This window comes from Methylomonas sp. EFPC1, from assembly GCF_016925515.1.
GTDB classification, from domain to species: Bacteria; Pseudomonadota; Gammaproteobacteria; order Methylococcales; family Methylomonadaceae; genus Methylomonas; species Methylomonas defluvii.
Map to the genome: position 1 here is coordinate 1,556,483 of NZ_CP070494.1, position 18,420 is coordinate 1,574,902.

General features: G+C 52.1%; 19 protein-coding genes and 2 tRNA genes. 8 read left to right on the plus strand and 13 right to left on the minus strand.

Features of this window, described 5'->3' with window-relative positions:
* Positions 1-74 precede the first annotated feature (74 nt).
* Together JWZ98_RS07350 and JWZ98_RS07355 are read left to right on the plus strand one after the other, a co-directional pair.
* Entirely contained in the window at positions 75-1,286 is a 1,212-nt protein-coding gene (locus JWZ98_RS07350; RefSeq protein WP_033157351.1) for an argininosuccinate synthase, read from the plus strand.
* Between the two features lie 142 nt (positions 1,287-1,428).
* The gene (locus tag JWZ98_RS07355; protein WP_205453816.1) at positions 1,429-2,043 is read left to right on the plus strand and encodes a hypothetical protein; all 615 of its coding nucleotides are present in this window, start codon (positions 1,429-1,431) and stop codon (positions 2,041-2,043) included.
* A 76-nt stretch (positions 2,044-2,119) separates the two neighbouring features.
* Here the strand turns inward: JWZ98_RS07355 and JWZ98_RS07360 are convergent, their stop codons facing one another.
* Together JWZ98_RS07360 and cysG are read right to left on the minus strand one after the other, a co-directional pair.
* Positions 2,120-2,455, minus strand: coding sequence for a c-type cytochrome (locus JWZ98_RS07360; protein WP_033157353.1), 336 nt, complete (start codon positions 2,453-2,455; stop codon positions 2,120-2,122).
* Positions 2,456-2,662: 207 nt separating this feature from the next.
* Complete coding sequence (cysG, locus tag JWZ98_RS07365; protein ID WP_033157354.1) at positions 2,663-4,054, minus strand: siroheme synthase CysG; 1,392 nt, start codon at positions 4,052-4,054, stop codon at positions 2,663-2,665.
* 74 nt (positions 4,055-4,128) lie between these two features.
* On the opposite strand from cysG, the gene JWZ98_RS07370 reads away from it, so the two are divergent.
* A complete protein-coding gene (locus JWZ98_RS07370; protein WP_020482444.1) occupies positions 4,129-4,359 on the plus strand; it encodes a sulfurtransferase TusA family protein in 231 nt (76 codons plus the stop codon).
* 60 nt (positions 4,360-4,419) lie between these two features.
* Here the strand turns inward: JWZ98_RS07370 and JWZ98_RS07375 are convergent, their stop codons facing one another.
* On the minus strand, positions 4,420-5,076 hold the full coding sequence (locus JWZ98_RS07375) for an HAD family hydrolase (protein ID WP_033157355.1): 657 nt from the start codon (positions 5,074-5,076) through the stop codon (positions 4,420-4,422).
* 153 nt (positions 5,077-5,229) lie between these two features.
* Between JWZ98_RS07375 and JWZ98_RS07380 the strand changes: the two genes are divergently transcribed.
* Positions 5,230-5,757, plus strand: coding sequence for an RNA pyrophosphohydrolase (locus JWZ98_RS07380; RefSeq protein WP_033157356.1), 528 nt, complete (start codon positions 5,230-5,232; stop codon positions 5,755-5,757).
* Here JWZ98_RS07380 and cpdA read toward each other — a convergent pair.
* From cpdA to JWZ98_RS07420, 8 genes are all read right to left on the minus strand, one after another.
* On the minus strand, positions 5,754-6,542 hold the full coding sequence (gene cpdA / locus JWZ98_RS07385; RefSeq protein WP_205453817.1) for a 3',5'-cyclic-AMP phosphodiesterase: 789 nt from the start codon (positions 6,540-6,542) through the stop codon (positions 5,754-5,756). The genes JWZ98_RS07380 and cpdA overlap by 4 nt on opposite strands.
* A 3-nt stretch (positions 6,543-6,545) precedes the next feature.
* Complete coding sequence (locus JWZ98_RS07390) at positions 6,546-6,998, minus strand: GDP-mannose mannosyl hydrolase (RefSeq protein WP_033157358.1); 453 nt, start codon at positions 6,996-6,998, stop codon at positions 6,546-6,548.
* Between the two features lie 36 nt (positions 6,999-7,034).
* The gene (argA, locus tag JWZ98_RS07395; RefSeq protein ID WP_101051573.1) at positions 7,035-8,348 is read right to left on the minus strand and encodes an amino-acid N-acetyltransferase; all 1,314 of its coding nucleotides are present in this window, start codon (positions 8,346-8,348) and stop codon (positions 7,035-7,037) included.
* Positions 8,349-8,426: 78 nt separating this feature from the next.
* Entirely contained in the window at positions 8,427-9,254 is an 828-nt protein-coding gene (locus JWZ98_RS07400) for an ATP-binding protein (protein ID WP_165786251.1), read from the minus strand.
* A gap of 288 nt (positions 9,255-9,542) precedes the next feature.
* A complete protein-coding gene (gene ilvD / locus JWZ98_RS07405) occupies positions 9,543-11,393 on the minus strand; it encodes a dihydroxy-acid dehydratase (protein WP_205453818.1) in 1,851 nt (616 codons plus the stop codon).
* A gap of 94 nt (positions 11,394-11,487) precedes the next feature.
* Entirely contained in the window at positions 11,488-12,126 is a 639-nt protein-coding gene (locus JWZ98_RS07410; RefSeq protein WP_084153328.1) for a TIGR04211 family SH3 domain-containing protein, read from the minus strand.
* Positions 12,127-12,173: 47 nt separating this feature from the next.
* Positions 12,174-13,073, minus strand: a complete 900-nt coding sequence (gene argF, locus JWZ98_RS07415; protein WP_033157364.1) for an ornithine carbamoyltransferase — start codon at positions 13,071-13,073, stop codon at positions 12,174-12,176.
* A 2-nt stretch (positions 13,074-13,075) separates the two neighbouring features.
* The gene (locus tag JWZ98_RS07420; RefSeq protein WP_033157365.1) at positions 13,076-14,251 is read right to left on the minus strand and encodes an acetylornithine transaminase; all 1,176 of its coding nucleotides are present in this window, start codon (positions 14,249-14,251) and stop codon (positions 13,076-13,078) included.
* Positions 14,252-14,523: 272 nt separating this feature from the next.
* Here JWZ98_RS07420 and JWZ98_RS07425 point away from each other — a divergent pair, with 272 nt between their 5' ends.
* The gene (locus tag JWZ98_RS07425; RefSeq protein WP_225893059.1) at positions 14,524-15,036 is read left to right on the plus strand and encodes a hypothetical protein; all 513 of its coding nucleotides are present in this window, start codon (positions 14,524-14,526) and stop codon (positions 15,034-15,036) included.
* A gap of 163 nt (positions 15,037-15,199) precedes the next feature.
* Complete coding sequence (gene dhaL / locus JWZ98_RS07430; protein ID WP_033157470.1) at positions 15,200-15,847, plus strand: dihydroxyacetone kinase subunit DhaL; 648 nt, start codon at positions 15,200-15,202, stop codon at positions 15,845-15,847.
* Positions 15,848-15,860: 13 nt separating this feature from the next.
* On the opposite strand, the gene dhaK is transcribed toward dhaL, so the two are convergent.
* Together dhaK and JWZ98_RS07440 are read right to left on the minus strand one after the other, a co-directional pair.
* Positions 15,861-16,847, minus strand: coding sequence for a dihydroxyacetone kinase subunit DhaK (gene dhaK / locus JWZ98_RS07435; protein WP_033157367.1), 987 nt, complete (start codon positions 16,845-16,847; stop codon positions 15,861-15,863).
* Between the two features lie 33 nt (positions 16,848-16,880).
* Complete coding sequence (locus JWZ98_RS07440; protein WP_033157368.1) at positions 16,881-17,702, minus strand: HAD-IIA family hydrolase; 822 nt, start codon at positions 17,700-17,702, stop codon at positions 16,881-16,883.
* 192 nt (positions 17,703-17,894) lie between these two features.
* Between JWZ98_RS07440 and JWZ98_RS07445 the strand changes: the two genes are divergently transcribed.
* Positions 17,895-17,970, plus strand: a tRNA-Phe gene (locus JWZ98_RS07445).
* Between the two features lie 23 nt (positions 17,971-17,993).
* Positions 17,994-18,069: transfer RNA gene (locus JWZ98_RS07450), tRNA-Phe, on the plus strand.
* The last annotated feature ends 351 nt before the right edge of the window (positions 18,070-18,420 follow it).

Here is an 18,420-nt window from a genome sequence, read left to right on the forward strand (position 1 = left end):
ATAGCGGGCAATTTATTGAGGTTTTCCGTTATAATTCGCCAGTTTTTTAATTTGTAAAAGGTGTGAAGCGCATTATGTCGGATATTAAAAAAGTGGTGTTGGCCTATTCCGGTGGTTTGGATACCTCGGTTATTTTGAAATGGCTGCAAGATGTCTACGACTGCGAAGTCGTGACATTTACCGCCGACATCGGTCAGGGTGAAGAACTGGAACCGGCTCGCGCTAAAGCAACTGCTGCCGGCATCAAGGAAATTTATATCGACGATTTGCGCGAAGAATTTGCTCGCGATTTCGTATTTCCGATGTTCCGTGCCAATACCATTTACGAAGGCGAGTATCTGCTCGGCACTTCGATTGCCCGTCCCTTGATTGCCAAACGCTTGATCGAAATCGCCAACGAAACCGGCGCCGACGCCGTCTCTCACGGCGCTACAGGCAAGGGCAACGATCAAGTGCGCTTTGAATTGGGTGCTTATGCCTTGCGTCCGGATATCAAAATCATCGCCCCTTGGCGCGAATGGGATTTGAACTCCCGGCAGAAGCTGCTGGATTATGCCGAACAGCATGGCATTTCCGTGGAAATGAAAAAAGGTAAAACCTCGCCTTATTCCATGGATGCCAACTCGTTGCATATTTCGTACGAAGGCCGGATTTTGGAAAATCCCTGGACGGAACCGGAAGAAGATATGTGGCGCTGGACCGTATCGCCCGAGAACGCCCCTGATCAAGCGACCTACGTCGAGCTGACTTATCAAAATGGTGACATCGTTGCTATCGACGATGTGCCGCATACGCCGCATCAGGTGATGGAAAAATTGAACAAAGTTGCCGGTGCTAACGGAGTTGGCCGTCTGGACATCGTCGAGAATCGCTATGTCGGTATGAAGTCCAGAGGCTGCTACGAAACGCCTGCCGGCACTGTGATGTTGAAAGCGCATCGCGCCATCGAATCGCTGACCCTGGACCGCGAAGTGGCGCACTTAAAAGACGAGTTGATGCCGCGTTATGCGTCCTTGATTTACAACGGTTACTGGTGGAGTCCGGAGCGGGCGCTGTTACAAACCATGATCGATGCCTCACAGGTCAACGTCAACGGCAAGGTCCGGGTGAAGTTGTATAAAGGCAATGTGGTTGTGGTCGGTCGCGCCTCGGAAACCAATAGTCTGTTCGATGAAAATATCGCCACTTTTGAAGAAGATGGTGGTGCTTACAACCAAAAAGACGCCGAAGGCTTTATTAAACTGAATGCCCTGAGAATGCGGATTGCCGCCAAAAAAGGTCGTTGAGCGCGGTTTGTATAAAACAGGACATTTTTGATTTAGCTTGTATAATGCGCCGATGTATTTCCGGCGGGCATAGGGTGCCGTTTAGGCGCCGCGTGCTCTAGGAAATCAATAGAGCTTCCCGATTAGCAACACTAAAAGAATAATGAGCGATATGCCTGAGATTAATCTGGATGATGTCAATACCGATAAGCATGAGATAGTCTATCTGCGCGCCCATCAGCATCAGGCGCTGATGAAGGCTAATCGCTTTTTGTTAGTGCTGGTTCTGGCGTTGATGGCGGCGGTTTTTTTGTTGGGTTTTGTCTTACTGCCTAAACAAAATCTGTTGACCGAAATACAAAAGCATCAGGCTATCTCGGCAGTGTATGCCACGCAGAATCCGGCGCTATCCGCCGAAATCAGCGCCTTGAAAGGCCAGTTGTTCGGCTTGTTAAGCGGGTCTATCGACAGCAAGCTAAGAGCCCTGGAAGAGAATATCAAAAAGGGTAGCGTGGCTGATTCCCTGCAGACCATTCAGGATCTGAAAGGCGATGTCAAAATACTCACTACCTATTCCGTTGATTCGCCGGCAAAAGTGGAAGGTGCGGCTGCCAATCAGGCCCTGATCAAGGAATTGAACGACATTAAGGATTTGGTTTATCTGACCTTTGTGTCTTGCGGATTGATGATTGCGGCGGTTGCCGGAGTTTGGCTACGCAACCGCTACCGCTTAACCCATCAACGCAGCCAACAGGCGTATCTCGGTCGTCAAGACTAACTTGTAGTATAACGACCACAAAAAAGCCGCTGTCCCGTGAGGGGCAGCGGCTTTTTGTTTGCCTGTAAGGCTACGATTATTTTTTCAGATATTCGTAAACTGCATCGATAGCTTGGTCTTCGGTATAACCTGCTTTTTTCACAGGACCGACTTCCATGATAGCCGCAACAGCTTTAGGCATACCGTTTTTGCCTTCTTTCAGAACTTTAGCGAACTGGTCTTTAGGCAGTTTGCCGGCGCTGATCAAGGCCGATAATTGTGGATTGGAAGCGATGTCATGGCAAGCGCCGCAGCCACGACCGAAAGCACGCTCATAAATTTTCGCGCCGATTTCTTCCGCTTCGTTAGCTGCAACTTGTCCGCTGATAGCGATCAAAGTTGCGCCTACTAATAAACCGAATGATTTTTTCATATGATTCTCTCGTTGTGTTTAAAAAAAGAACTGCATATTGTTATTTGCATAGGCAGTTCATTGGGAAATTAAGCGGGTAAAGGATAGGGAACTTTAGCGAAAAATTCAATCGATTTTCTCTGTCGTTCGCGCCTTTACCGGGTTTGCGGGCTGATTTTTCCAAGTAAAACTTAACATCGTCTGAAATAAGGAAAAATTCACACTTGCTTAGTTTTGGCCGGGTTGAAACCATTCCAACTGTTTGCGCAGGCGCACTACGGTGCCCACTATGATCAAGGTCGGTGGTTTAATGTCCGCGTTTTCGACACGTTTAGGCATATCGCCCAGGGTGCCGGTAATGACTCGCTGATGGCGGGTAGTGCCTTGTTGAATCAATGCAATCGGTTGATCGACCGGGCAGCCGTGATCGATCAACGATTGGCAGATAGTCTCCAGACCGACCAGACCCATATAAATCACGACGGTCTGGTTGGGAGAGGCTAACTGGCTCCAGTTCAGGTTGATATTGCCGTCCTTCAAATGCCCGGTAACGAAGGTGCACGACTGTGCATGGTCGCGATGGGTCAGCGGAATTCCCGCATAGCTGGCGCAGCCGGCGGCAGCGGTAATGCCTGGTACGACTTGAAACTGAATGCCTTGCTGCATCAGGGTTTCGATTTCCTCGCCACCTCGGCCGAAAATAAACGGATCGCCGCCTTTCAGGCGTGCGACGCGCTTGCCCGACAAAGCCAGATTCGCCAGCAACTCGTTGATCGATTCCTGCGGTAGACTGTGATTGCTGCGTTGCTTGCCCACGTAGATTTTCTCCGCGTCGCGGCGAGCCATTTCTAATATTTCCTGGGAGACGAGCCTGTCGTAGACGATCACATCCGCTTGCTGCATCAAGCGCAGGGCTCGAAAAGTCAATAAATCCGGATCGCCGGGGCCGGCACCGATCAAATACACCTCGCCGCGATTTTGTGTCTGCTCAGCCGCATCAAGTTTGGCTTGTAATTCTATTGCAGCTTGCTCGCGGCGGCCGGAAAACACCAATTCGGCGATGTGGCCTTGCAAGGCGTCTTCCCAGAATACCCGGCGGCGGTTGGGTTCTTTGAGTCGTTCCTTAACCAATGCTCGAAAATCCTCGGCAAACTGCGCCAGCAGCCCGAACGCACCGGGAATGGCGCTTTCCACCTTGGAACGCAGTAAGCGCGCGAGAACCGGTGACACGCCGCCGGAAGACACCGCTACGATTAATGGCGAGCGATCAACAATCGCCGGAAAGATAAAACTGCATAAATCGGGATTATCCACCACGTTCACCGGAATATTCTGAGCCGTCGCAGCTTGCGCAACCGTTTCGTTGACCGTGCGCTGGTTGGTGGCCGATATGACCACGCGCATGCCTTTCACATCGTCCGCAGCAAAGGCCTTTTGTTGGATTACTACTTGATTATTGCGCCCCATTTCCGCGACGCTGGCGCCAATTTCCAGCGCCACCACGGTAATACGCGCGCCGGTTTTTGCCAGGAGCTCGATTTTACGCGAGGCGATTTCGCCGGCGCCGACAACCAGGCATGGCTGGTCTTTTAGTTTTAAGAAAAGCGGGAAGTAATCCATGGTGCTTGATTTTCGTGGTCTGGGGTTGGTGTTATTATAAGCGTTGTCTAAAGAACAGTTGAGTGAACACCACTATGATCGAATTTGATTTGGAAGTCGATGCCAGCGGATTGCAATGTCCGTTACCGTTGCTGCGTTTGAAAAAGGCGATTATGGAAGTGGAAAGCGGCAGGGTAGTCAAAGTGATTGCTACCGATCCGGCGGCCCATTTGGACTTTGGCGTCTATATCGATCAGGCGGGACATATTCCGCTGAAGATATTCAAGGAAGCCGATAAACAAGTATTCTTTATACAGAAAAAATAGAAGCGATTCAATATTATAAAGGGTCAAAAGGGCGCTTCTTTTGACCCTTGTCCTCAGCTTTTATTTCCTCAAGCTAATAATCGGCCAGTTTGCTTGCCGAGCAACTTCCCGTAGTTTTTCGTCGGGATCGACAGCAACCGGTTGATCGACCAAGCTCAATAGCGGCAAATCGTTATGCGAATCGCTGTAGAACCAACTGCCTGCCAGCGTTTCCGTGGAATTGGCCAGCCAGTTGTTCAGCTGCACTACTTTTCCTTGCTGAAAGCAGGGTGTGCCGTTGAATTTACCGGTGTAGCGACCATCGACAAATTCCGGTGTGGTAGCCAGCAGGTTGTCGATACCGTATAGCTTGACGATAGGCTCGGTGACGAAGCGATTGGTGGCGGTAATCACCAGCAAGGTGTCGCCGGCCGCGCGATGCTTTTCCACCAAAGCCTGGGCAGCCTCCAGCATGATCGGCTCGATCAGCGTTTCGACGAATTCAGCGCGCCAGCGATACAGTTGCTCTGCGTCGTGTTGGGCTAGTGGCGCCAGTGAGAAATGCAAAAACTCAACAATATCCAGCGTGCCGTGTTTGTAATCCTCGTAGAATTTTTTATTAGCCTGTTCATACTGGTCTTTGTCGACAATGCCACGGTCGACTAAAAATTGGCCCCATAAAAAATCGCTGTCATCGGCGATCAGCGTGTTATCCAGATCAAAAATCGCTAAGCTCACGGCAAATCCGTCGTCATAAAGAAAAAAGTAGCGGCCTGTGGCGTCCGCCGGTTATTTGTGGAACAATTGCGCCATTCATTTTAATGGCCGTGCCGTTGTTAATTTTAACATCCAGGCATTAGCAACAGGGCGGCAAATAATACAGGTTTTTACATGATAGACTCGAAAGGATACCGGCCTAATGTCGGCATTATCCTTTGCAATGACGAGGGTCGTGTGTTTTGGGCAAAGCGCAAAGGCGCTAACTCGTGGCAGTTTCCGCAGGGCGGGATCGATGGCGACGAGGACCCGGAAACCGCGATGTATCGGGAGTTGTGGGAGGAAACCGGCTTGTGTGCAGAGCATGTGCAGTTGCTGGGGCGCACCCGTTATTGGTTGCGCTATAAACTGCCGGATCGGTATATCCGCAAAAATTCCACGCCCTTGTGCATCGGGCAGAAACAGATTTGGTTTATTTTGCGCTTGATGACAGATGAATCGAATGTCAGGTTCGATTGCGGGCACAAGCAGGAGTTCGATAACTGGAAGTGGGTGGAGTACTGGTATCCGCTGAAAGATGTGGTTTACTTCAAACGCCGGGTGTACCGCAAAGCGATGGACGAATTAGGAGCTTTTTTGATTGCCAATGACGTGGGAGTCAACGCCGAGAGTTATTTATCCGGAAGATTGGCGTTTGGTTAGTAACTGTGCTGGTTGGTTTGTAAGCCGCTCATGCTGATGGGCAGGTGATAGCATCTGGATCGAAAGTCGCCGTCATCCCCCAATTCGAAGATCCTGTAGCCGGGTGCTAGCGTGTCCAGTTCAAACTCGGTGGCAAACGGTTTGAACTGAAAACAGCTGGCCGGCGTGGCGTATATCGCTATTTGTCTATGACTAGTTTGCATTTCCTGATGTAAATGACCGCAGGTGATGGCTTTAACTTGTGGGAAGTGTTCCGCTATTGCTAGCAATTCCTCACCGTTCTCAATTTGCATCGTATCCATCCAGCTACTTTGGCTCGCAACGCAATGATGGTGTATCGCCAGCAGGGCGGGCGCGTCATTTGTGCTTAGTGTTTGCTGCAAAAATGCCAGTTCTTCCTGTGATACAAGCCCGCCAGGGCACCCGGTTTTTTGGCTGTTTAAGGCAATAATCTGCCAATTATTCAGCAGCAGGTGTTTGCGACAACTGACGAAGTCGGCGTTCAGTTCTGTCGTCATCAGTTCCCAGTCGTCGTGATTTCCTGGCAAACACAGGCAAGGTGTTTGATAAGTTTGCAGATGCCGGCAAATTCGCCGGTAGCTATCGGCGCAAGGGTCTTGGCCTAAATCGCCGGTCAATAAAATCAAATCGAACGGGCCGAGAGTAGCATGCGCGTGGGCCAGGGTTTGCTGGAAATACTGTTCGGTATCGATACCTAGCATACTGTCGCCGACATGGGGCAATATATGCAGGTCGGTTAGCTGCAAGACTTTTAAAGCGGGCATTGTTCAACGCAGATAGGGATAGTAGGCTTGGCTATTAGGGTGAACCTCGCTCAAGTCTTCGTTTTTGCCAATCCAGCGGTAAGTAGCGTGTTGTTGCGCCGGTAGCTGATTAATATCGATATCCAGCTGCAATTGATAACCTAAAACTACGTAATGAGTGCTTATATCCGGCTCTTTGGCAAAATTAGTCTCGTAGAGATGAGTGAAAGCCCCGAGTAGTTGGGCGCTGTCAATTTCGAAAGCTGTGCCCAGTTCAGTTGCGGTGATTCTGCGAAACGCTGCTTCCAAAGTTTCTGATTTGTAGATTCTGCCGCCGGGCACGAACCAATAGCCGGCCGCCGGTTCATTCACGCGCAAGCCCATCAATATTTCATCCCTGCTGGAGCGCACAATTAAGTCAATAGCGACTAGGGGGGTGTTTTTTACGACTGTCAGAAAATCCTGTTTATCGAGCATCCTATATTCCGTGAGCTGAGTGGGTGGAAGGTGATGTTAAACGTCTTTATACAATACCTTGGCATTGCGCTGATAGTTGTAAGCGCTTTTCATAGGTTCGGGCAAATCGTCGATTTCGCACGGCGCAAAACCGCGCTCGACAAACCAATGCACGGTTTGCGTGGAACGTACGAACAAGCGGCGAATAGTTTCGGATTTGGCTTTGTTGCTTAGATAGTCCAACAAGCTGTTGCCGCGCGCGCCTTTTTGATAATCGGCATGCACTGCCAGACAAGCAATCTCCGCACTGTTGCCGTCGGCCATCACATGAAACGCCGTGCAACCGATGATCAAGCCATCACGCTCGATGACTATATAGTCGCCAATTTCCATCTCCAGCTTTTCCCGCGAACGCTTGACCAGGATGCCTTGCTGCTCCAAGGGTTTGATCAACTCCATAATGCCGCCGATGTCGTCCAATGTCGCTGCCCGTATGGTTTCGAAGGCGTTAGAGCTAATCAGTGTACCGATACCGTCGCGGGTAAACAGTTCCAGGAGTAAGGCGCCGTCCACATGCCTATTGATCAAGTGCGCGCGCTGTACGCCTTTTTCGCAACTTTGCATCGCGGCGCGTAATGAACGGGCGACTTCATCCGGGACCGTTGGTATCTCTTGCAATAATGCTGAAACTTGAGCGGTAGTGAGCTGTTGTATGGGGTGATTATCGCCAGGCGATACGCAATTTTGTTCGGTTAACAAAATCAACTTTTCGGCTTGCAAGGCGATGGCGACTTCGGTTGCCACTTCCTCGGCCGACAGATTAAAGATTTCGCCGCTGGGCGAATAACCGATAGGCGAAATCAGTACTACGTTTTGTTGATCCAATTGATTATGGATAGCTTGGGCGTCTATGCGCCGCACCTTGCCGGTGTGGCAATAGTCGATGCCATCCAGTACGCCCAAGGGTTTGGCCGTAACGAAATTGCCGGACGCGACACGTATTTTGGCGCCGGCCATCGGCGAGCCGGACACACCCATCGATAACAGGGCTTCAATTTCCACCCGTACCAGACCTGCGGCCTGCTTGACGTATTGCAAGGTCGTGGCGTCGGTGATCCGTAAATGGTGGTGAAACTGCGGCGTGTTGCCATGCCCGGTGACTTGTTCGTCGATCTGCGGGCGAATGCCGTGCACTAGTACCAGCCGGACGCCCAGACTCCTCAGCAACGCGAAGTCGTGAATCAGATTGTCGAACTCCGGCTCCGTCACCGCGTTCCCGCCGAAAAAGATCACAAAGGTGCGGTTGCGATGAGCATGGATGTAGGGCGAAGAATTTCTGAACCAATTAACGAAAGTTGATTGATGTTCCATGGAGTGTTTACGAATCGGTTGCGGGGTTGCTGGCTGCTTAGTGTAACTTTGCCAGCGTTAAAACCCAATCAGGGCTGGTTATTTGGTTTTTTTCCAACGGCTGGCCACATAATCCAGCGCTTCTTGAATGTTCAGGTCCCGAGTACCGCCGCCGGTTCGCACGAAGAATTTGGGGATGTTGCTCTGCGTCAGAAACACGGGCCGATGCGAGGGGGAAACAATAACCCGGCAGACATCACGGTCGGCCAATTTATGAAAAAGCACGTGGATCAGCGGGCACAAATCGGCCCCCAGATTGCTGGAGATCGCAGTCATCAAGGTTTGCTCGAAACCGTCTTGGTCGGGTTTTTTTAGGGTTTGGAAATCTGAGTTCAGGCCGAGGACTTCGCCATTGTCGGCCACGCCGATCAGCAAGGTCCCGCCAACCGGACTGTTAAAGAAACCGGCCAGCGTTTTCATAATCACGCCTTCCAGGGCCTTATTGACGCGCTGCTCCTGAATATCCCAGCGCAGCGATGATTTAAACTCCAGCAACGGTCCTTCGCCTTGGCGGATGATGGTTGGTAAATCTTTTTCCAGCTCGACTTTCAACGCATCCAAAGCGACCAACCGCTTGTGCAGTATCTGATAAAAACCCAGCGACAGCAGACCCAGTATCGCGCCGATTTCGGCATAGAATAGAATCAGGTTGTTCTGATTGATTTGACCGGTCATTACTTCGGTGAACTGGCCTAGCACGAATTCGATAGAGGACAACGGGTCAGAGTTGCGCTCGCGCGAACTGATGTAGTCGTAACTGGGTGCCAATAAAAATATTCCCATGCCGGCGCCTATCCAGCCTGCTATGAAATAGATTTTTAGCTTTTGTTTCCAGATGTACAGCAGTTGGAGGAGGAAGCGTTTCATCAGCGATTTCAATTAAGGCCAAGTTGCGGCGGTAATGGATCAATTACTCGGTTGAGCCGATTTGATCGCTTCAGTCGCAATCTGTACCAGAAATGATGCACTGGCCTTTTCTGGGGGTACGGCGCTGAAAATTTTGACGAGGGTTATCAGGCGTTAACCGGAATAGTGAGGCTGCTTCCAGGTATTTTGGAAGCAGCAGATGACCACGTGTTGGTTGATATGCAAAGTTGAAGACTTGATGGTGTTTTAGTGGCTAAAATCATCAAGCCTTTATGCGGCATCGTCAACTTACTGATCTTCGAGTCTGGACAAATCCCGCACCGCACCCTTGTCGGCGGATGTGGCAAAAAAAGCATAGGCTTTCAGCGCCACTGACACTTTGCGTGGGCGCGGCTTGGCGGGTTTCCAGCCCAATTTGTCCTGTTCGGCGCGGCGTTGAGCCAGTTCCTCGTCACTAAGCAAGACGTTGATGGTGCGATTAGGAATGTCGATGCGGATACGGTCGCCATTTTTCACCAAGCCAATCGCGCCGCCTGCCGCCGCTTCCGGTGAGCAGTGGCCAATCGACAAACCGGAGGTGCCGCCGGAAAAACGGCCGTCGGTCAATAGCGCGCAGGCTTTGCCCAAACCCTTGGATTTGATGTAGCTGGTCGGATACAGCATTTCCTGCATGCCGGGTCCGCCTTTGGGGCCTTCGTAACGCACCACTACCACATCGCCGGCTTTGACTTTGTTATTGAGGATGTTTTCTACGGCTTCGTCTTGCGATTCGACCACATGGGCGTTGCCTTCAAAGACCAGCAGGCTGTCATCGACACCTGCTGTTTTGATCACGCAACCATCCACTGCGATATTGCCGTGCAATACCGCCAACCCGCCTTCCTGGCTGAAGGCATGGTCAATGGAGCGGATACAGCCTTCGGCGCGATCAGTGTCCAGGCTGGGCCAACGGGTGTTCTGACTAAACGCTACCTGAGTCGGAATACCGGCGGGGCCAGCCATATAAAAAGTTTTTACGGCATCGTCGGGGTTGGCGGTAATGTCCCATTGTGTCAGGGCATCGCCGAGAGTTTTGGCGTGCACGGTGGGTACATCGGTGTGCAAGCGGCCAGCTCGGTTCAGTTCGGCCAGAATTGCCATGATGCCGCCGGCGCGATGCACGTCTTCGATATGATATTTGTCGGTGTTAGGCGCGACCTTGCACAATTGCGGCACAACGCGCGACATGCGATCAATATCCGCCATGGTGAAATCGATGCCGGCTTCTTGAGCAATAGCCAGCAGATGCAAGATGGTGTTAGTGGAGCCGCCCATCGCGATGTCCAGCGCAATCGCATTTTCAAAGGCTTTAAAACCCACCGCACGCGGTAGTACCGATGAGTCATTTTGCTCGTAATATTGTTTGGCCAGTTCGACGATACGGCGGCCGGCTTGTTTGAACAATTGTTCGCGATCGGCATGGGTGGCTAACATGGTACCGTTGCCCGGCAACGACAAGCCCAGCGCTTCGGTCAGGCAGTTCATCGAATTGGCGGTGAACATGCCGGAGCACGAGCCGCAAGTCGGGCAGGCAGAGCGTTCGACAGCCGCTAGATCGGTGTCGGATACTTTGCTGTCTGCCGCCATGACCATGGCGTCCACCAAATCCAGCCTCTTGATGTCCGCGCTTTCCGCCAACCGTACTTTACCGGCTTCCATCGGGCCGCCGGAGACAAAGATCACCGGAATATTGATGCGCATAGCCGCCATCAACATGCCTGGGGTGATTTTGTCGCAGTTGGATATACAGACAATCGCATCGGCGCAATGCGCATTGACCATGTACTCGACGCTGTCGGCAATCAAATCGCGGCTGGGCAGGCTATACAACATGCCGTCGTGACCCATGGCAATGCCGTCGTCAACCGCGATGGTGTTGAATTCCTTGGCGACGCCGCCGGCCAGTTCAATCTCGCGCGCCACCAATTGGCCAAGATCTTTTAAATGTACGTGGCCCGGCACGAACTGAGTGAAAGAATTGGCTACTGCGATAATCGGTTTATTGAAATCGCCGTCTTTCATGCCGGTGGCGCGCCACAATGCGCGCGCGCCAGCCATATTGCGGCCTTGAGTGGTGGTATGAGAACGGTATGCAGGCATGGTGATTCCAGATGAAAGCAAAAGCGGCGCTTAAACTGCCGCGGGAAAGGGCGTCATTTGAAGCAGGGCGGTCCTGCGGCTAATTCGTTTAAAACTAAAAACTATCCCAGCCGCTGGAACGGCGGCGCCAGCTGAGTTTGGGCAGAATAAAGCCCAGCAATACGCCGAATAAAGCCAAGCCGCCGCCGTACAAAAACCAGTCCTGGTTACTGCTGTCGGTCAATGCCTGATTTTCGCGTTTTAATTGTTGTAGTTCGCGCTCGACGGAGATGACGCGCTCCTGCAATTGGTCGCGCTGTTGTTTGAGTTGTATCGCATTGGCGGCGGTTTGCTGAAGTTCGCTAAGGTCGGCGCTGAGCTTATCGCGTTCTTTGCCAATTTCCTGGCTGTTGGCTTGTCCGGCTTTAAGTTGTTTGTTTTCTTCCTGCAGCGCTTCGAGTTTTTTGCTGACGGCTTCCAGTTGATTGCGGGCGCTGGGTTCGCCGGTCAGGTAGCGGCTGAGAATGAATCCCTCCGCGCCGCTGCTGGTTTGTATATAGGTATAGCCGTTTTCGGTACTTTCTTGCAATACGCTGACTGGGATGCCGTTTTCCAACATTTTGACTATCTTGGTGCGCTCGCTTTCGCCGCTACGTAATGGCACCTCGACTTTGTCGGTGACGTAGGCGGTTCTTGCCATGGCAAGCGGGCTAATCAGCAGACAGGCAAACAGGTAGGCAAAAGTTTTTTTCACAGTATCACTCTTCGTTCGGCGTAAAGAAAGCGGCGATTCTAGCGAAATTATCGGCAGATGAGAAATTCCAGTAGCGCTTTCTGAGCGTGCAGGCGATTCTCGGCTTCCGGAAATATCACGCTTTGTGGGCCGTCGATGACCTCGGCTGTCACTTCTTCGCCGCGATGTGCCGGCAGGCAGTGCATGAACAGCGCATCGGTTTTGGCGGCAGCCATGGTTTTGCTGTTGACCTGAAAATCCTTAAATACGAATTCGCGTTTTTTTTGTTCCTCTTCCTGTCCCATGCTGGCCCAGACGTCCGTCACCACTAAATCGGCTTGCTGTGCCGCTTGCTCCGGCGTATTGAAAAACGCCACTCTATGTCCGGCGGCATCGACGATACTTTGCTGCGGTCGGTAATCGACAGGGCAGGCGATGTTCAATTTAAAGTCGAATTGGCGAGCCGCATTGATATAGGAATGGCACATATTATTGCCGTCGCCGATCCAGGCTACGGTTTTGCCGGCGATGTCGCCGCGCAGTTCGAAATAGGTTTGCATATCGGCCAGCAATTGACACGGGTGCAGCAAATCGGTCAGGCCGTTGATGACGGGTACTCGCGAGTGCTTGGCAAAGGTGGTGACCGTTTCGTGATTGTTGGTGCGCAGCATAATACAGTCCACCATGCTGGAGATCACCTTGGCGCTATCTTCCAGGGGTTCGCCGCGGCCGAGTTGCGTGTCTCTGGGTGATAGAAACAGGGCGCTGCCGCCGAATTGGGCCATGCCTGCTTCGAAGGAGATACGGGTGCGGGTCGAGGATTTTTCGAAAATCATCGCCAGCACTTTACCTTTGAAGGGCTGATAGTCCGGGGTGCGATGCAATTTGAGCTGAATGGCCCGTTGAATCAGGTTGTGTAGTTCGGCGCTGGACAAATCCAGCAGACTGATGAAGTGTCTGGGTTGCATGGTTATTGTCTGCAAAATGCCTGAATGAGCGCTGTCAGGGTGTCTGTCAGCGTTGATATTTGCGCGTCGTCGATGATTAGCGGCGGCAGCAAACGGATAGTGTTGTCGGCAGTGACGTTGATCAATAAGCCTTCCGCCAAGGCTTTTCCGACCAATTCGCCGCAAGGCCGATCCAGTTCAATGCCTATCATCAAACCTTTATGGCGAATATCGACGATATGCGGGGTGTCTGCCAGTGCGTTTTTGAAGCGCTGGCAAATTTGTTCTCCTTTTGATTGCGCATCGGCGATCAAGGTGCTGGTTGATAAAGTTTCCAGTACCGCTAAGGCCGCGCTGCACGCCAGTGGATTGCCGCCAAACGTCGAGCCGTGATTGCCGGCTTGTAACACGTCTGCTGCTTTGCCGCGCGCCAGGCAAGCGCCAATCGGCACGCCGTTACCCAAGGCTTTAGCCATCGTACATACATCCGGCAGGATGCCGTTATGTTGATAAGCCAGAAAGCGCCCGGTACGGCCGGCGCCGGTTTGAATTTCATCCAGCATCATCAGCAGATTGTGCCGATCACATAGTGCGCGAATTTGGTTTAAGTAATCCGCCGCCGGAATATTCACCCCGCCTTCGCCTTGCACCGGTTCAACCAGGATCGCGACGATGTTTTTATCGGCGGCGAGAGCTGCTTCGATAGCCGGCATGTCGTTGTACGGCACATGGGTAAACCCGGCCAACAGCGGCGCGAAGCCTTGCTTGATCTTGGTGTTGCCGGTGGCGCTCAGCGTGCCCATAGTCCGGCCATGGAAGCTTTTTTCCATGGTCAACACTACTGGGCTTTCAACGCCTTGCTGGTGGCCGTATTTGCGGGCGATTTTTATCGCCGCTTCGTTGGCTTCGGCGCCGGAATTGCTGAAAAACACATTATCCATGCCGCTTAGCCCGATCAGTCTATCCGCCAGTTGCGACTGCAACTCTACGCCGTAAAGATTGGAGGTATGCAGCAAGGTTTTGCTTTGCCGGCAGAGCGCTTCATGCACGGCCGGATGGGCGTGGCCGAGGTTGCACACGGCAATGCCGGCCACCGAGTCGAGATAGCGGCGTCCATCGGTATCCCACAACCACGCGCCTTCGCCGCGTGTAAAAGTGACCGACTGGCGGGCATAGGTAGGCATGATGTGACTGGTCATTGTGCTAAGACTCTGAAAGTGTTTTGAAAAACGCTATTCGCTCGAAAAAAGCGCGCGATTATATTTTTTTCATCCCGCGTACGCAATAAATACTTTTCCTCAAAATCCAGTGTTTTGCCGGATGTCCGTAGCAATAGTGGAGCGATTTGCCCGAAATTTTCGCGTGTCTGGGCGTTTGTTATAAATCTGTAACATTGATGCTTTAAATTCTCGCAAATTAAGTTGTTTCGACCGGTTTGAGTTTGCCGGCGATTACTCACAAAGGACTTGCGTTGAACGACAACGAACATCTTTTAGACGATAAAAAGCACATCGTTTCGATTCGGTTGAACAATTCCGACCGGATTGCCGTGCGTGCCATGGCCGCTCGGCTGTTTGTGCGTGAGTCGGAATTGTACCGGTTTGCGGTCTACCATTTGCTGAATCGGTTACACAAGCTGCATGAAGACTCGTGTGTCGGTAGCGATTTGTTACCGTTATTCATCGAGTTTAAGGACGAGCTCAACACGCATTTGGGCTTAAAAAAGCATCAGCTATTCAAGATTTTTAACGGCAAGAACCCCGATCCGGAAAAATTCGTATCAATGGCCGATATTGAGCTGTTGTTATTGCCGCAACACGCGGTGCGTCAGCGCTTGCAACAAATGAACGAGGCTGCCGGGCAGCGCAGAGCCGACACCAACGCTTGGCTTTTGGAATATTTGAAGGATAAATATCACTTCAGCGTGTATGACGCGGATACGGAGTTGCCGTTTCTGGATGCGTTGGCGCTGGAAAATAGATAAATCGTCAGTCATTCAGCTATCTCGGCCGTCATTGGTTCGGCGGAAGCTGAGAATTTGCCAAATGTTCTCTAGCACAGTGTGTCTGCGAATGTGTATGGCTGGACAGTAATAGGGCGTTTTAGCTATGCTCAGCAAACTTATTGTTTTGTTGCGCGGAGGCGGCATGTCATTGACCCCATCTTTGTTTCCGGAATTGATTCAAGCGTTGATTGAGACCATTGATGCGCATGCCGAAGAAGTAACCGAACTGGATCAAGCGATAGGCGACGGCGACCATGTGTTTAATTTACAGCGTGGTTTGCAGGCCTTACGCGAGCATGCCGGCGAGATAGCGACACTCGACTGGGTTGCTGCGTGGCAGAAAATTGGTATGACGGTGATGGCTGCTGTCGGTGGTGCGTCCGGATCTTTGTACGCGACTTTGTTTATCGCGCTGGCAAAGAATGCTAAGGACAAGCTTATCGATCTTGCTGGGTTTTCTGATGCATTTTTGCAGGCAGTCGAGGCTGTGAAGCAACGCGGCAAGTCTGATGTTGGTGAGAAGACTATGCTGGATGTGCTAGGGCCGGTCGCCAAGGAGTTGCGGGAGCATGCGGCTGCGGGTAAGCCGCTGGCCGAGATTCTGGATAGCCTAAGCCTGGTGGCGGCAGAAGGCGTGGAAGCGACTCGGGACATGCTGGCCACCAAGGGCCGAGCCTCGTTTCTGGGCGAGCGCAGCAAGGGCCATATCGATGCCGGTGCCAAGACTGCGCAGTTGATGATCGCGGCGATTGCCGAGGTGTTGAAAAACGCCCAGGCGCAAGCCGCTTAGATTGTTGCTTGCTTCAACAACCCCAGCGCAACGCAGCGGTATTCACCGGCGCATCCCAAAAACCCAGCATTTCTTCGTCCAGCAGCGTCAGCGTTAGCGAACAACCTGCCATATCCAGTGACGTAGTAAAGTTGCCTACCAGAGAGCGCTGGACGATCACGCCGCGTTCGCTGAAATATTGCCAGGCCAATTCGTAAATCAAATGTAGCTCTATCAATGGTGTGGCGCCGAAGCCGTTCACATGCAGCAACACGGCTTGACCGGCGGCCGGTTGCAATTCGTCGAAAATATGTCCGGCTAATTGGTCGACAATTTCGCTGGCGCTCACCAGCTTCTTTGTCTCGCGGCCGCGTTCGCCGTGGATGCCGACACCTAACTCGATTTCGTCGTCGGCAATAGCAAAAGTTGGATGGCCCAAGGCCGGCACCGTACAACTGGTCAAGGCGACACCCATCGAAGCGGTTGCTTGATTGACCCGTTCGCCCAGTGCCTTGCAGGTGGCTAAGTCAGCGCCGGATTCGGCGGCGGCGCCGACGATTTTCTCGACGATGGTGGTGCCGGCCACACCTCTACGGCCTATGCTGTGGGTTTTGGGTAAGGAAATATCGTCGTCAATCAAAATGCTGGCGTTGGGCAGGTCCAGCATCTCGGCGGCCATTTCAAAATTCATGACATCGCCAGCGTAATTTTTAACGATGAATAACGCGCCAGCGCCGCCGTCCATGGCTTGCGCCGCGGCCAGCATCTGGTCCGGGGTTGGCGAGGTGAACACTTGGCCAGGGCAGGCGGCATCCAGCATGCCGACACCTACGAAGCCGCTGTGCAGCGGTTCATGGCCTGAGCCGCCGCCGGAAATCAGCGCGACTTTGCCGGTTTTACGCACGTTGCGATATACAAATCGCGGCTCAGGATTGAATTGCACGATGTCGGCATGGGCTTTGGCAAAGCCCTGCAGGCTGGTTTGCAGTAAGGTGTCCGGGCTGTCGATAAATTTTTTCATGATTCGCCTCCGCTGTTAGGGTGTGGAATGAGCTTAGAGTTTGCTGTGGCGCAAGCTTTCGGTGATGTCGCGTATGTCCGGCATAATCCAGGTTGGACCGAAATCCGCTGCAGCGACGTCTTGTTCGGTGGATACGCCGCTGAGTACCATCAGGCTGCGGATACCGGTGCGCACTGCGCCGAGAATGTCGGTATCCAGCCGGTCGCCGATGGCGACAGTATAGGCTGGGTCGACATTTAGCAGGCTCAATGCTTGTCGGTAAATGATAGGCTCCGGCTTGCCGATAATCATTGGTTTGATGCCGGTGGAAGCTGTCAAGCCTGCCAGAATGGCGCCGTTGCCGTGGGTTTCGCCGCGTTCGGTCGGTAGCGAAAGGTCGCCGTTGGTGCCGATGAAGTGCGCGCCGGCTCGTAGATTCAGAGTGGCGGTGGCCAGTTTGTCCCAGCTTAATTCTCTGTCCATGCCGCAAACAACCAGATGCGCGCGCTGTTCGGGCTCGGTCTCGTAAATTCCGGTAAGTTTAAATCCCAAATCCAATAGAGGCTGGCGGGCACCAATGCCGCCGATTACAAATACGCGAGTAGTCTGAGGATCGTAGCGTTCGGACAAATATAGCGCTGTGGCCATGCCCGAAGTCAGAATCTCATTCAACGTTACCGTTACACCCATTTTTGCCAGCTTATCGACATACTGTTCCGCTGTCAGGCTGGCGTTATTGGTAGCCAGGATGAAAGGCAACTCTAGGTCGCGTAAGGTCTGAAAAAACTCAACAAGTCCTGCTTGAGCTCGGTCGCCGTGCCAAAGTACGCCATCCATGTCTATGATTAGGGCGCGGATGTCGGTGAAAGCTTGCATAAACGGTCTCGGTTGCTTGGGTTGTTTAAATGGGGTTTGTGTCTGCAAAGTCTGATATTTGGCGCTAAAAATGTCAGGAATTTGCGGTGCGGAAGAATTGCATACATCACCGCCTGCTGTCCAGTTAGCCGGGATTGGTGGTATTTTCCTTGACTAATTGTTTGTAACCTAGTTTAATGCGCGGCTCTTGACGCCCAGGTAGCTCAGTCGGTAGAGCAGAGGACTGAAAATCCTCGTGTCGACAGTTCGATTCTGTCCCTGGGCACCATTCTGGTTTTAGGTTAAGTCGCTGCCCAGGTAGCTCAGTCGGTAGAGCAGAGGACTGAAAATCCTCGTGTCGACAGTTCGATTCTGTCCCTGGGCACCACCTGAACAAATATTCCCCTCGCAATAGCGTTTGATCGGCTAGAGTCTCTCAAATCCAAGATTTTCTTTGTTTCAGTCGGTAAGTAGCTGACGAATAGCGGCTCGGTTCAATGCCATACCTTTGGGCGATTTCGATGGTGAGCGAGCCTGTGGGCTCTGTCTCCTGTGTCATCCTTGTAAATTTCGGTGTGAATACAATTCTGTCGAGAGTGCAGGTTTCAGGATTTAGCCAAGTACTTGTAGGGTGGCGTGGAATGTCGATTTACATCCTTGAAAGATATGGTTATAATTCGGTTTTTAATTTTTCGCCGCAGTTTTCGAGGCGGTAAATTGTTTCCTGATAAGCGTGGTT